Raw genomic sequence first — 15077 nt, forward strand, 5'->3', positions numbered from 1 at the left:
ATCCTTTTTGTTTTTATCTCATTATAAGTACAGACGGTTAAATACTAGCTAAAAAAAGAAGTTTCTTAGTTATTTTTGGGAAAAATAGAACAATGAAAAAAGAGACAGTATCGTGCATTTTTTGCAAAGAGAAAAGACTTTATCAGGTTTCGCCTACACAGTTTAAGTGTTTTACATGTAAGAAAAAATTTAGTCTGCAAAAATACCAGCATGAACAAGCCATGATTCAAGCATTTATTGCCAATCAAAGTGCCTCTTTATGCGCTTCTTCTTTAGGGTTAAACTATGCAACGGTTAAAAAAATGTACCAAAAAATACGCCTACTCCTTATGGAATATTCAGAAAATATCTACCACCAACAAACACACACCTTTTCACAGTATGATGAGTACTATTTTCTTCCTACATGTAAACGTAAAAATCCACACTATCTTTTCGATGCAATAGGCATTTTAGGCATGGTCTATGAGACGCATATTTACACCCTTCTCTTGCCCAACCAATTTGCACATCTTAAACATTTGGAAGAGGAAGCGATTGAAAAAGAGATGTATGCTCGTTTTTTAATGCAACATAGAGTTGCGCATTATGAGAGTTTTGAAAATCCTCTGAGCAATTTTTGGCGTTATTTAGAAACATGGATGGAACATTTTAAAGGCGTCAAAGAGGAGAATTTTATCGCTTATTTAAAAGAAGCCGAATTTAAATTTAATCATAAAAACGAAGCAGAACAACGCTCCATCCTAGAAGCGTTGTGGCAAAAAGCTTTTTACATGTAAAGACCTAAGAAGCAGGAATAGACGCTTCAACCAATTTACAAAATTTCACACCCTTCAGTCCTGCAATTTTTTGAGAAAAATCTTTCACTTCAGAGACTTTACCCGTAACCATAATCGTCTCTAAGCAATTTTCATGATTCACATGCACATGGGTATTACACATAATATGCACTTTTGCATCGTGTTGAATTTCCAAAATTTTCTGAACCAACTCATTTTGATGATGCGTATAAATCATCGTTACAACACCTATAACATCACTGGTATCGTCTTGCCATTCATCTTTGACAATTTTTTCACGAATTAAATCCCGTGTAAATTCACTGCGTGACGCATACCCTTGGGCATCCACTTTTTTATCTAACTCTTCTAGTAATTTTTCAGGCAAAGAGACACTAAAACGAATAATTTTATCCATGTCTTATCCTTTTTTTTATTTTTTTTATTCTAATCTCTCTATGCTTTAAAAGCTAAAAGAAAAAAAGATTAATGTTTTGATTATAACAAATATGTACTATTTTGTAACACTTTATAGAGTTGACCCACACAAATTCCTCCATCATTAATGGCAATATTATGTGGAAAATAGAGCTTTTCTTCCCTTTTCTCAAGGAGTTGTTCTAAAAGTGTGCGATTTTGAAACACGCCTCCTGCAACTACTTTTTTATAAGGATATTTTTGCGTTACTTCATTAAAAATATAAACCAATGTATTGAGAAATTTTGAAGCAATTAAAGAAGGTTCCTTATCCTGAATCATCTCTATAAACATCACTTTATAGCCAATCTCTTTTTCTCTAAATGTCACCGTATAGTGTTCACGAATAGAGGGATTAAACAATCCTTCAATCAGTAATCCACTCTCTCCATCGTAACTCACTTCACCCTCCAAACCGCACAGAACAGCCACAGCATCAAAAAGCCGTCCCACAGAAGAGCATAAAGGAGAATTGATTTTTTTATGATAGACTTGGTGTAAACGCTTCAGTGCCAAAGCATCAAAATACTCCAACAATACAGCATTCGCATCTTCTCCTAGAGCATCCCAAAGAAGAGAAGCTAGAATGCGCTTAATATCTTTAATGCTCGCATCCCCACCTAAAAGTGCAAAGGGTTCAAAATACGCCACACGCTCATACTTTTCTCTATCGCACACCAAAAACTCACCACCCCAAATTGTCCCATCCTCTCCATAGCCTGTTCCATCCCACGCAATGCCTAAAACAGTCTCATTCAGTTTATGTTCACACATCGCAGAGAGGATGTGTGCATAATGGTGCTGAACTAAAACATAAGGAATTCCTTGTTTTTGTGCCCATTGGGTTGAAAAATAACGAGGATGCTTATCTGCAACAATCAATTCTGGCTCAAAATTATAAAAACGTTTAAACCGTTCGAGCATCGCTTCAAACAATTCACACGACGCAAGCGTATCCAAATCTCCAATATAAGGGCTAATCACCATTTGATGATTCCAATAAATAGCAATCGCATTTTTTTGATGTGCTCCCACGCAGAGAATCTTTCGTTCATCCTCACCCACAAAGCGAAAACTTTGTGGCGCAATTCCACGTGAGGAGCGCATGAGTATCCTTGCATCTCCTACAAACTGTACCACGCTATCATCACTTGAATTGACAATTTCACGGTTGTAGTCAAGATAATAGTCAATCACATGGCTTAACTTTTCAACGACCTGTTTGGCATCGTATAGAATAGGTTCACCAGAGAGGTTTGCGCTGGTAGCAACCATAGGATTTTTAAGGTACTCAAATAACATAACATGTAAAGGAGTATAGGGTAAGAAAACGCCCAGTCGATCCAACCTTGGAGCGACACTCGGTGCGATGAGGGTATTCTTCGTTTGATGTTTAACTAAAACAATCGGTCGAAGTAAAGAGGTTATGGCTTCTTTTTCTTTGATGCCAACTTCACACACCGCTTCAATAGCCTCTATGGTTTTAAACATCACCGCAAACGGTTTTGACGCTCTTTTTTTACGCTCTCTTAAACGATGGACAACTTTTTCATTGCTTGCGTCACACACCAAATGAAACCCACCCATACCCTTCATTGCAACGATATTTCCAGCGCGAATTAATGCGGCTAGATGGTGTAAAGCTGCTTCATTGGTCGCAACAATTTTCCCCTCAATAGAACGTAAAAAGAGTGTTGGTCCACACTCTATACAACTAATGGGTTGGGCATGATAGCGTCTATCAAGCGGATTAGTGTACTCCTTCTGACACGCTTCACACATGCAAAAAGGATGCATAGAGGTGTTGGGTCTGTCATAAGGAACTGTTTTCACGATGGAGTAACGAGGGCCACAGTTGGTACAGTTTGTAAAAAAATAGTGATAGCGTCGATTATTGGGGTCGTGTAACTCTTTCAAACACGCATCGCACAACGACATGTCAGGCAAGATTAAAGAGGATTTATGGCTTCCCTTTGTGCTATGAGCAATCTCAAAGCTCTTTTCATACTGAGGAGGTATCTCTTCTTTGGTAAAAAAATCAATACGAGCTAACGACGGAAGTTCATGGAACAAAGCGGATTCAAAAGATTCAAGGCTCATGAAAGAGCCCTCAACCTCAATAACCACACCTTTTTCATTGTTCAGCACAAAACCAAAAAGCCCATAACGAAGTGCTAGGGTATAGACAAAGGGGCGAAAACCAACCCCTTGAACTATTCCCTCAATACCATATCGAAACCGTATATCACTGATCAATAGGAAGCTCTTTATTAAAACAGATGGTGTGGTTAGGTTTTAAGTTTTTACAGACCATTTCACTCAAACGTTTATACCCAAATAATACACCTGCTAGTGCGATTTTCTTTGTTGAAAGATTTTCTCGATGCGCATCTGCGGTATCGGAGATAAAATACGATAAACTCTCCATGTATCCAAAGCTAAGAGTATTGTCATCTGTACCTGCTAGTTTATAGCTCATGCCACTTCGTACCAATCTCGCATAATCAAAATCAGCACTTAGAGCATCTTCTCGTTCAAGATAATAATCCATACGAGGTCCTTTTTCTCCACCGTAATCTTCCGCATTTTCGATAAGCTTTTCCGCACCTTTCTCAAATGTGTCGCTCATGCCTAGTACGATACTAACGACTTGCCAAAGAGTATAGATGTTCTTAGGTGCATCTAATGGAATCGTTGTTTGCATTGATTTTTCATATAACTCAGGAAACTTTTCACGATAATTTTCTACAAGACGCTTAGCACTTGCACTACTGTTTTCAATCGCGGTAAAAAGTTCTGAAAAAGAAGCAGGTAATGAAACCGTAACAAGATTGAGCATACCATGTTCTTTTGAATAGTTCATAATGGTATCATCATGTGTTTTACTGAGATAAAAACAGCTAGATTCCGTATCAAAAAGCGCATGCTCTTGCATAATCGAAGCAAATGCTGCATGGGAAGGTTCATCAAACTTCTTCAAACTCTCTTTTAACGCACGTGACGCATAACCCATTCCTTGAAGCACTAAAATCTCACCGTTTTCAAGCACAGAGACAGAAACAGGTTCTACACTCCTTTCAAGCATCGGTTCACACACAAGGCTGTACGTCGTTTTACATGTAAAGCTATCTGTTTTGAACAAAAAGAAAATCCCTTGCGCAAAAAGCTCTTTACAGAGATGGTATAAAAACAGTGAATCAGCAAGGCGTAAGAAAACACGTTCTACAGAGATGATACCTTTTTCCGCAAAAAGTGCATTAATCTTAAAGCGAATCGCAGGTCTCTCTAGGGATGCTAAAGCTTTAATCTCATTCTCTTTACATACCACCATGCGCTCAACCACACTCAAATCAGTCGCAATGACTTCAAAAGCATCACACATCTGACTTTGCTCTAGCTTACCAATGACATAACTACCCTCTTCACACTGCACACAAAGAGACTCTCCTTGGGCAATAAACTCTGCAATACGCAGATAAACGCTTTTGTAGCCTTTAGGCTCATTGACAGATAAGGATGGTTTTTCATCTTCTAAAAGTGTCATCGTCACAGCGGATGGAAAGATAGATGGCGATAAATAGCGTGGTGAATCCGCACGTTCAACCCATGATAATTGCTTTGGCGTAAACACAAGAGGAATCATGAGAGCAGGAAGCGTTTGCTCTTCACTAGGCATTGAATCCACAACTTCCACACTAGAGGATTTAAAGAAAATAGAAAGAGGAAGCGATACGGAGAGAACATCCGCAAAGGCACCCAGTTTGTTTTCATCAGCTTCAACAAAAAGCGTTACAATCGAATCTTTACGAAGCACTTTATGGGTAATACCAAAATCTGTTGCAATCTCTTGAAGCAAATGCTCTAAAACACCATTTTTGGAAACATAATAAAAATCAAATGCTAAAATCATCGCTCCTCCAAACAGGACGTATCTGCAACACTTTGAATATCAATCTCTTTAACTTGTCGATACGAAAATCCTAACTCACTTAAATGTTTTAGAAGAGTTTTTTCCATAATTTCACTCCCTTTTAAAACAGCAGGAGTCATTTGAAGTGTTGTGATATCGACAACTTCAGGAATAATACCTACAACTTTTGTCGGAGGTCTATCGCCTACAAGGTCCATCATTGAGAGTGTTTGAAGCATTTCAACTTCATGCACACTACCCTGCCATGTAATAGAATTAGGGACATTTTCAAAATCGAAAAAATAGACATCACCTATTTCTCCATCACGGGCATCCACACAATCAAGTACAATAAGATAATCGTACTCGGCAATAATGGGAATTAATCTCTCAGCAAGGGTACCACCATCAATAAAAGTGAGGGTGTGTTCATCTGAAGAAAACGCATACTTTTGTTCAACAAGGCGGCAAAGATGAACTCCGACACCTTCGTCGGAGAACATCACATTGCCAATGCCTAAAACCAATACTTTCAATTCAAGGCTCGCTTAATGCTTATGGTCGTTTTTAAGAAACTTATAACCACTGATAATAGCATCCATTGCACCCTCTTTACCCATAATAGAGTTAAACATCGCTAAGTACATATGGATTGGTAAAAAGATTAAAATTCCCCACATAAAAATATGGTGAATCTCTCTTACCATTGCTAAACCACCCATCATTGCTTCAAGCGGACGCATGTAGTCATACAAGAAAAGACCAATACCCCCACCTTGATAACAATGTACATATAAAATAAGTCCTGTTACACACAAGACAAAAATCATCATATACAACCCTACGTATGCCGCAAATTGTAAAGGATTATATACCCCTCTTAAATGTGGATGTTCTCCCATAAAAAGGTAATATTTAATCTGCTTAATCCAAATCGTTGGACTTAAACAATCTCGCAATGAAACCCTCTCTTTTGCACTGGTTTTATCAAAAAAGAAAAGGTATGTTTTATAGATTGTAATCGCAATCAATAAAAATCCAAAAATTTCATGCCACATTCTAAACTTTGCATTTAGAAATAAAATCGGCTCGTCCGACGCTTCTGGTGTAATAAAACCGTACGTGATATAAAATCCCGTTACCGTTAAAACAACCATTGCTATAGCTCTTAGCCAGTGCGTCCAACGAAGCCCCGCCGAGAATTCAAATTCCATATTTCGTTTCATTTTAGACTCCTCTTTGGCATTTAGCAAGAACAAGATGAGCCGCTAACATTCACCTTATAACTGCTCATCTCATTACCTTTTGCATCCATGACATGTACAGCACATGCAAGACATGGGTCATAAGAGTGAACAAGTCTTACAATTTCGAGTGGCTGAGAAAGATCTGCAATTTTAAGACCGATCAATGATTCTTCATAAGAACCTCTTATCCCTTTTGCATCCTTTGGACTTGCATTCCATGTGGTTGGAACAACTGCTTGGTAATTTTCAATGACGCCATTTTTGATTTTAACCCAGTGACTGAGGGTACCACGTGGTACGTGACCAATGTAGCGACCTTTATACTCTTTGTTTTTATCAATTTTGTATGTCGCACATGTTGAATCATCTACTTTCAAGTTATTAATCAATGATGTAAATGCTTCTAAACCATAATCAGCAACCACTTTAGTCTCCAACATACGACATGCAGTACGTCCAAGTGTTGAAGCGACAGCTGAAATAGGAAGACCTGTATCTTTTAGGAATTTATCCACAACTGTTTTGACACGTTTGTTGCCAAGGGCATAGTTCACAACGATATTTGCCAATGGTCCTACTTGAAGTGGTTTGCCATCATAACGTGGTGCTTTAACCCATGTATATTTACCTTTTTCATCCACGACTTTAGTAGGTGCTAACACGCCTTTATCATTAATGGTTTGAGCATCTTTAAGACCTGTGTAATTTGGTTCTTGACGACCCTCATAAGGATGATATGCAGCATTGTCTTTGTACCATGCATGGGTTGCTTCTTCGGTAATTTTACTCTCATCAATTTGTTGAACTTTAAATGGTTTTCCACTAATGAGATTGACAACATCCTCACCCATCATCAAACCACTGTTAAACAAATATTCACTTGCATTGACTTGGAACTCTTGATGTGTCCAAAGATTTGGAACGCCAAGACCGCCTGTGACGCTTGGTTCATTCGCATACGCAAGTCCAGCCATAACAACGTCCGCATAGTATGCACGGTTCACAAACTCTGCCATCTCTTTGAATTTTGTCATATATTCACCCAAACGTGAAGGTGTTTGAAGATCCATAATACATGTCACACCACCCACGGTTAAGCTTTGAGGATGCGGTTGTTTTGCACCAAAAATAGCCATCATTTGAGCAGCAACACGTTGCATCTCAAGTGCTTTTAAGTAGTGAGATACCGCAATTAAATTTTGCTCAGGTGTCAATTTATAAGTTGCGTGTCCCCAGTATGCATTAGCAAATGGTCCAAGGTTTCCTTTTTTAACAAACTCTGCTACTCTTTTTTGAACAACAACCAAATCATCTGCACCACACGCAATAGGTGCATCAGTATATTTAAATGCTTCAGCCGCTGCTTTATGTGGATCAGCTTTAAGGGCAGACACAACATCAACCCAGTCAAGTCCATGAAGATGATAAAAGTGAACCACGTGGTCATGCAAGAAAAGCGCACAGTTCATCAATGTACGTGTTAATTTTGCATTCAATGGAGGCTCAATACCTAATGCATTTTCAACTGCTGCAATACCTGCTTTATAGTGAGAATAAGTACAAACACCACAAATTCTTTGAACCATAAAACCTGCATCTCTTGGATCTCTGCCCTTAAGGATTGTTTCAATACCTCTCCAAAGGGTAGAAGAAGCATATGCTTCTGTGACTACATTGTTATCATCAACAATGACTTCAACTCTTAAGTGTCCTTCAATTCTGGTAATTGGGTCAACTACGATTCTTTTGCTCATTTATTTATCCTTCTCTTATTCTTCGCTTTTTCCACTGCCCTTAACGGCTGCAATCGCTGCGTGAGCCGCAATACCTACTGCTGTTGCTGTTAAAAGTGCAACACCTACTTTATCAGCAGTTTTATCAGCACCATCACCATAAACAGTATGATAGAGTCTATCACCTAATGGTTCTTCAAATGGTCCCATATTGTCCCAGAAGCCAGGTTCTGAACAACCAATACAACCATGTCCTGCTTGAACTGGCCATGAAGTATGTTGGTTAAATCTCTCACGTGAACAGTTATTAAAGGTATAAGGACCTTTACAACCTACTTTGTAAAGACAAAAACCTTTTTTTGCGCCCTCATCACCAAAAGTCTCAACAAATTCACCCGCATCAAAGTGACCACGTCTCTCACAAAGATCATGAATTCTAAGACCATAAGCCCATTTTGGACGATTATATGCATCCAATGCTGGAAGTGTGCCAAATAAAATATAATGCAATACGTTACCCACAATGTTTTTCTCGCTTGGAGGACATCCTGGAACATTAATGACTGGCTTATTCGTAATTTTACTCAATGGCTGTGCGTTGGTTGGGTTTGGATGCGCCGCTTGGATACCACCAAAACTTGAACAAGAACCAATCGCAAAAATAGCCGCAGCAGCATCCGCCGCTTTCTTAGCCGTACTTTGACCGGTATGTCCATGTGGTCCAACGGTCAAGAAGTATTCGCTATTGCCCGCTGGAATACCACCTTCTACCATTAAGATAAATTTACCTTTGTATTTTTCAAGTGCACTCTCTAAATTGTGCTCAGCTTGCCATCCACAAGCAACCATCACTGTTTCATGGTACTCTAAAGAGATGTGATCAAAAATCAAACTATCAATCGTTGGAGCATCTGATCGTAACAAACTCTCACTACATCCTGTACACTCTGCCATGTGCAACCACACAACAGGTAAACGATCTGTTAACTCTGCAGCCTGCGCCATTAGCGGAGTAAAAGATGAAGGTAGAGATAACATGGCAGTAACGCCCGCTGCCCACTTCATAAAATCTCTACGGCTAATTCCATTTTCCTCCATCAATGCCGCAATGGATTTGCCCTCTTTGATACGAGGGAACTTCTCAAGACTGCTCAATCTTTGCGCAAGTCTCTCGTAAAGTTTTGCGTGTTCCATATAGTTTCTCCTGTGTAAAATTTCCAAGATCAATTTAAACGCTCATATAGGCAAAAATATTTTACTTACATGATTATTCATTTAGTATAAAATCTAATTTCTTTTTATAAGCTCCTAGAAAAGTCCATTCTGAGTAAGCATCTCCCCAAAATAGAGTAAAAACGTAACAAAAAAAGAGGATAAAAAGTGTATAGTATTAAAAAAAAATAAAATTTAATACTGTTTTTGCTCCTAAATTTCGATAAAAGTCAACAAATGTATACCAAGTTATTTACCATCTTACACTATACTTTCATTCTTAAAAGAATAAAAAAAGGAGTCTGGTGTGTTGTTAATGAAACTTGCGACCGAAGAGAAGTTTGCTTTTTTGCAGTTAGCACAATATATTGCAAAGTTAGATGGAGAGTATGGTCCAAAAGAGAGAGAAGTGGTTAATGAATATTGTACAGAAATGGGTATAGAAAATGTAGAAATCAATATAGAACTTTTTGATTTAGAGAGTATCTTAGCTGTTTTCAAATCAGCCAAAAGCCAAAAAATAGCGATGCTTTCGTTAATGGTTTTAATTCATATTGATGATAAATACGGTATTTATGAACATAAAGTTATGTACAATATCGCACAAAAATTTCATTTAGATGAGAGACAAATGCATCTCTTCTCCATGTGGGGGAAAGCAGGTTCAGCGATTTATGAACAAGCACTCGTTTTTATAGAAGATTAAGAGGCTAGATTACTTTAGCCTCTTAAGAAAAATTCTTTAAAGGCTATTTTCCTTTTTTAGGAGGAAAGTTTTTTCTCTCCTCAAGCAATTTACCCTCAAGGATTTTCTTTCCACTCTCAACACCAGGTTGGTCGTAGGTATTGACATTCATCATTTGACCAACAAGAGAGGTCAGTAACTCATAATAGTAAATAAGCTTTCCAATATTTTCTTCATCAATATGTTGAAGGGTAATCGTGTCAATAGGAATATCTTTTTTATCCAACAATGCTTCAATGGTGGAATCTGCTTGCATATTAATCAAATCACAAAATGCAATGCCATTCATCAAATCAAGCCCTTCAAGCTCTTTGAGTGTAATAGCGGGAATTTTAATCTTATCATCAAAATTTTCAATTTTCAAAACGGTAACACTCTTATCACGAAGTCCCTCAACAATGAGCTGTAAGAAAGAGTGTTGATCTTTTGGACCAATCAGTCCCACAGGTGTTAGACCCACGTTAAAACTGCTGTGACGCTGTTTTTTACCCAAACTCTCACCCCAAAGCTGAACATACCAGTCCGTAAAACTGTCTAAACTCTCAGAGTACGCAAAGAGCGTATTAATGTTGTAATTCATGGAGTTCTTCGCATAATAGGTCGCTTTTTTCAGCAAGGTCTCTTTAATGTAACCATCTTCAAAAAAGCTTTGTTTAATCGCTAATGCCCCATCAAGAAGACGTTGAATATCCACACCCGCTAAAAACAGTGGCGCAAGACCTGCCGCACTTAAAACGGAGAAACGTCCACCCACATTGACAGGAATATGCAACACAAAAGAGTTAAACGTTTTAGCATGTGCTTCAAGTTTTGAACCATCATCCGTTACAAAGGTAAAGCGATAATCTAAAGGGATATCTTTGGTTTTAAGAAGGGAAATGACGTATTTGTAAACTGAAATCGTTTCAATCGTCGTACCTGACTTACTGATAACAAAAAAGTGGGTATTTTTAATGTCGAGTTTATTGAGTGTGGAGCGAATGGAAGCTGGGTCAGTACTTTCAAAAAGATGTAAGCGTTTGTCAAAATCACGAATCCCTTGTAAAGCTCTAAAAATAGCTTTAGGACCTAAAGAACTTCCCCCAATACCGATAATCGCAATATCTTTAATCGCATCGTAATCATTTTTAGATTTAAACTCTTCTAAGTAATTTAACAAATAACTAATGTCTTGCTCAGGCAACGTATAATAACCAATGCTTTTTTGTTCCGCAACGATTTTATCGAAGATGCCCTCTTCTACTTTAATGTTAAAATAGAGTGAATTTTTCAAACGTATCCTCCATGTGATAATTGCTGTGATATTACTACTAACAATCTTAAAAAAGCCAAAATATAGGGGTGCTGTGCTATATTTATCTTCATATTTATGACCATAGGAAAGCCATGTTTTTACCCACAACCCAAGAAGAAATGCACCAAAGAGGCTGGAAGCAACTTGATGTCATTCTTATTACCTCAGATGCGTATATCGATAGCCCTTATATGGGGGTTTCTGTTGTGGGGCGTATCTTAGAAAAAGCGGGATACAAGGTAGGCATTATCGCTCAACCTGATGTTACATGTAAAGAGGATATTTCACGTTTGGGTGAACCTAAACTTTTTTGGGGTGTGAGTGGTGGCAGTGTGGATTCGATGGTCTCTAACTACACCGCAACAAAAAAATTTCGAAATTTAGATGACTACACACCAGGAGGCATCAACAACAAACGTCCTGATCGTGCCAGTTTAGTCTACACCAATCTGATTCGACAATGTTTCAAAGAGACTGTTCCCATCATGTTAGGAGGCATTGAAGCGAGTCTTAGGCGTGTCACCCACTACGACTTTTGGAGCAATAAACTTCGAAAACCCATTTTATTTGATGCCAAAGCGGATTACCTGCTTTATGGCATGTCCGATAAAAGTATTTTAGAGTTTGCCGATGCGCTTAAAAACGGTGAAAAACCTTTACATGTAAGAGGGCTTTCTTACATCTCCAAAGAGCCAAACGAGGCGTATCTTGTTCTTCCAAGCCATGATGAATGTGTCAGTGATAAACTGAAATTCATGGATATGTTTGATCTTTTTTACCACAATAATGACCCGCTAAGCGCTAAGGGCTTATGTCAAAAAGTCGATACTCGTTACCTTATTCAAAACCCACCTGCACTCTATTTGAGTACGGAAGAGATGGATGAAGTAAGTAGCTTACCTTTTATGCGTGATGCCCATCCTTATTATAAAAAAATGGGAGCCATTAAAGCCTTAGAGACGATTAAATTTTCTATCTCAACCCATCAAGGCTGTTATGGTGAGTGTAATTTCTGTGCGATTAGTGTGCATCAAGGTAGAACCATCCGTTCTCGCTCCACCACGTCCATTGTGAATGAAGCCAAACACTTTGCGACCTACAAAGATTTTAAAGGCATTATCTCCGACTTAGGAGGTCCTACGGCGAATATGTACGGTTATGAGTGTGAAAAAAAAATAACCAAAGGGAGCTGTGAAAGTAAGCGGTGTATGTTTCCTAAAATGTGCAAGGCACTTAAACCCACCCATAAAAAACAGCTCGATTTATTGCGACACATCAGAGCCCTTCCGCATGTAAAAAAAGCCTTTGTGGCTTCAGGGATTCGATACGATTTAATCAGTGAGGATAAAGCCTATGGCTATGAATACTTAAAAGAGATTATCCAGCATCACACCAGCGGTCAAATGAAAATTGCGCCTGAGCATATTGACGATGAAATCTTGAGCCTAATGGGAAAACCAGGTAAAGAGGCGCTGGTTGAATTTAAAGCCCTCTTTGATAAACTCTCTAAAGAATCAGGCAAAAAACAGTTTCTTACCTACTATCTTATTGCCGCACACCCCGGATGCGATGAGCGCCATATGCACTCACTCAAACAGTTTGCCTCTCAGGTTTTAAAAATCAATCCCGAACAAGCGCAGGTCTTTACCCCAACGCCTTCGACCTACTCGACGCTGATGTACTACACAGGGCTTCATTATAAAACACGACAACCTCTTTTTGTGGAAAAAGATACCCTCAAAAAAGAGAAACAAAAAGCCATTGTCATTGCTAAGGAGTCTTCGTTCAAAAGTGGCTTTAGTAGCTAATCTTTTTGCCGATATACTTTCTAACATCCAAGAGGAGTTCCTATGCAAAACATTAGTGCAAGCACCTATAATTACAATAGCTTTGGCTTTTCACTGCAAACGAGTAGTGGTGATACGATTGATTTAAGTATGTATAACGAGCGCTCTTCTGAATTTTCACAAACGACCAATGGCAATACAAGAGCGACAACACTCTCCCTCTCAAATGCGTATGGATACAGCTTTTCGTATGAGGGAAATGGCATTGATGCCAATGATCAAAAAGAGATAGATGAGGCGATGAAAGTGATTGGGCCCATGATGGATGAATACCTCAAAAGTGTTGAACAAACAGAAGCAAATACTGCAAAACTGACCAACACCGCCTACGACATCAACGCCCTACTTCCAAAGAGCGAAAATCTTGACACCCAAAATTATGCCAATGATTCTTTACTCAAAAGCCTAGATAAAATCTTAGAACAAGCGCAAAATCAAAATGAGAAAATGCTTCAAGAAGCACAAAAACTTTTTGATACGATTTTAAAACAACAAAAGGGATTTGAGCTTTACATGTAAAAGCTCTGGAGGGTTTTATGCTCTAATGAAAACTCTCCACCAAGCGTTGTACCAATAAATTCCATCCATCGACTAGCACGAAAATCAGTAACTTAAAAGGCAAAGAAATCATCGCAGGGGGAAGCATCATCATACCCATTGCCATCAAAGAAAGCCCTATATTATGAGGTTTTTGAACCATTCTTGACCTTTACGGTAGATTATTTTTAGCTTATTTTGTAAATATCGACTGTCGAATCTACATTTTTTCTCTCAGCTTCAATATACCGAGAATAGACATTAAAAAGATATTCCGTAGTTGAATGACCTAACATTTGTGCTATATCTGTCACTTTGTATTTTCCAGAATTTAGCATATTGGTTGCAAATGTATGTCTCATCTCATACAGCCTTCTTCGTTTGAGCCCTAACCTATCCAACAAGGGATACCAATAAGCACATGATATATTTTGTGTGTCACTCCATGGCTTTTTATCCCTACGAACAAAAACATATTCACACTGACCCGTAATCTTTCTTTGGTTGTCTAAAAATGGTTTCAATCCCTCAAATAAAGGTACATCCCTCATTGAGTTCAGTGTTTTAGGCTTCGTGTCTCTGTTAAAGTCCCTTGTCCTTCTAACACTGATGACATTATGACTAATATCATTCCATTTTAAACCAATAATTTCACCACTGCGCAAACCAGTGTAAGTAGCTACTGCGATATAGTTCTGTAACCAACCCTCAGATTCTTCAAGCAAAAGTCTCACTTCACTTTTGGAAAATGGTGTTATGACTGGCTTTTGTATGGGCTTACGTTTGATATTGACAAACGGATTAGAACTAATCACATTGTCAAACAACGCCTCTTGAAGCAACCCACTAAAAACAGTTCTATAAAGCTCAATACTCTTAGCACTTTTTCCTAATCCAAACTGGTAGTTCAGATACTCTTTTAAAAGGCTTGTTTTAATATCTACAACCTTTTTATGAGCATACTTAGGAGTGATGTACTGGTCTATAATACTTTTGTATCGATAAAATGTTCTTTCCTTGAGAAAATGCTTCTTTTCTTTGATGAACCTATCGATGTAATACTGAAGCGTTACATTCTCGTCAGGCTTTTCGAGGCTTTGTAAAAACTTTGGCAGTATTTCTTTTTGAACCAACAAACGGTTTGCTTTTGTGTCAGCCAACCCCGTTGTTTTTTTAACCTGAATCCCATCCAATCTAACATTCATATACAGATTACCTCTGTGCACGAAAATAGATGCCAATTGCCGAACTCCTTTCTTATTTGCACAAGAAAAGCATTCGCAATCAATCAAGCGA

Annotated in this window: 13 protein-coding genes and 1 pseudogene; 4 read left to right on the forward strand and 10 right to left on the reverse strand. The window is 38.3% G+C overall.

Features of this window, described 5'->3' with window-relative positions; all coding sequences use genetic code 11:
* The first annotated feature begins 92 nt into the window (after window positions 1–92).
* The gene (locus tag SDEL_RS05605) at window positions 93–779 is read left to right on the forward strand and encodes a hypothetical protein (RefSeq protein WP_012856881.1); all 687 of its coding nucleotides are present in this window, start codon (window positions 93–95) and stop codon (window positions 777–779) included.
* A 4-nt stretch (window positions 780–783) separates the two neighbouring features.
* Here the strand turns inward: SDEL_RS05605 and nikR are convergent, their stop codons facing one another.
* The 7 genes from nikR to SDEL_RS05640 all read right to left on the reverse strand — a co-directional run bounded on the left by nikR (window position 784) and on the right by SDEL_RS05640 (window position 9340).
* Window positions 784–1197 (reverse strand): nickel-responsive transcriptional regulator NikR, encoded by a 414-nt coding sequence (gene nikR, locus SDEL_RS05610; protein ID WP_012856882.1) that lies wholly within the window; start codon window positions 1195–1197, stop codon window positions 784–786.
* An 80-nt stretch (window positions 1198–1277) separates the two neighbouring features.
* Entirely contained in the window at window positions 1278–3512 is a 2235-nt protein-coding gene (hypF, locus tag SDEL_RS05615) for a carbamoyltransferase HypF (RefSeq protein WP_012856883.1), read from the reverse strand.
* Window positions 3502–5166: a hypothetical protein gene (locus tag SDEL_RS05620; RefSeq protein ID WP_012856884.1), complete on the reverse strand. Its 1665-nt coding sequence runs from the start codon at window positions 5164–5166 to the stop codon at window positions 3502–3504. Before SDEL_RS05620 ends, hypF begins: the two co-directional genes overlap by 11 nt.
* On the reverse strand, window positions 5163–5702 hold the full coding sequence (locus tag SDEL_RS05625) for a HyaD/HybD family hydrogenase maturation endopeptidase (protein ID WP_012856885.1): 540 nt from the start codon (window positions 5700–5702) through the stop codon (window positions 5163–5165). Before SDEL_RS05625 ends, SDEL_RS05620 begins: the two co-directional genes overlap by 4 nt.
* 12 nt (window positions 5703–5714) lie before the next feature.
* The gene (gene cybH / locus SDEL_RS05630; RefSeq protein WP_012856886.1) at window positions 5715–6392 is read right to left on the reverse strand and encodes a Ni/Fe-hydrogenase, b-type cytochrome subunit; all 678 of its coding nucleotides are present in this window, start codon (window positions 6390–6392) and stop codon (window positions 5715–5717) included.
* A 20-nt stretch (window positions 6393–6412) separates the two neighbouring features.
* Window positions 6413–8167: a nickel-dependent hydrogenase large subunit gene (locus SDEL_RS05635; protein ID WP_012856887.1), complete on the reverse strand. Its 1755-nt coding sequence runs from the start codon at window positions 8165–8167 to the stop codon at window positions 6413–6415.
* Window positions 8168–8182: 15 nt separating this feature from the next.
* Window positions 8183–9340 carry a hydrogenase small subunit gene (locus tag SDEL_RS05640; protein WP_012856888.1) on the reverse strand — a complete coding sequence of 386 codons (1158 nt, stop codon included), beginning with the start codon at window positions 9338–9340 and terminating at the stop codon, window positions 8183–8185.
* A gap of 334 nt (window positions 9341–9674) precedes the next feature.
* On the opposite strand from SDEL_RS05640, the gene SDEL_RS05645 reads away from it, so the two are divergent.
* Entirely contained in the window at window positions 9675–10064 is a 390-nt protein-coding gene (locus tag SDEL_RS05645; RefSeq protein WP_223295861.1) for a TerB family tellurite resistance protein, read from the forward strand.
* Window positions 10065–10107: 43 nt separating this feature from the next.
* Here SDEL_RS05645 and SDEL_RS05650 read toward each other — a convergent pair whose 3' ends face one another.
* Window positions 10108–11376, reverse strand: a complete 1269-nt coding sequence (locus SDEL_RS05650; protein ID WP_012856890.1) for a glucose-6-phosphate isomerase — start codon at window positions 11374–11376, stop codon at window positions 10108–10110.
* 113 nt (window positions 11377–11489) lie between these two features.
* On the opposite strand from SDEL_RS05650, the gene SDEL_RS05655 reads away from it, so the two are divergent.
* Both SDEL_RS05655 and SDEL_RS05660 read left to right on the forward strand, forming a co-directional pair.
* The gene (locus tag SDEL_RS05655; RefSeq protein WP_012856891.1) at window positions 11490–13205 is read left to right on the forward strand and encodes a YgiQ family radical SAM protein; all 1716 of its coding nucleotides are present in this window, start codon (window positions 11490–11492) and stop codon (window positions 13203–13205) included.
* 42 nt (window positions 13206–13247) lie between these two features.
* On the forward strand, window positions 13248–13763 hold the full coding sequence (locus tag SDEL_RS05660) for a hypothetical protein (RefSeq protein ID WP_012856892.1): 516 nt from the start codon (window positions 13248–13250) through the stop codon (window positions 13761–13763).
* Window positions 13764–13785: 22 nt separating this feature from the next.
* On the opposite strand, the pseudogene SDEL_RS11835 reads toward SDEL_RS05660, so the two are convergent.
* A pseudogene (locus tag SDEL_RS11835) lies at window positions 13786–13911 on the reverse strand (flagellar type III secretion system pore protein FliP); the annotation flags it as partial.
* Between the two features lie 58 nt (window positions 13912–13969).
* Entirely contained in the window at window positions 13970–14986 is a 1017-nt protein-coding gene (locus SDEL_RS05665) for a tyrosine-type recombinase/integrase (RefSeq protein WP_012856893.1), read from the reverse strand.
* Window positions 14987–15077: the final 91 nt, after the last annotated feature.

Source organism: Sulfurospirillum deleyianum DSM 6946 (genome assembly GCF_000024885.1).
GTDB lineage: Bacteria > Campylobacterota > Campylobacteria > Campylobacterales > Sulfurospirillaceae > Sulfurospirillum > Sulfurospirillum deleyianum.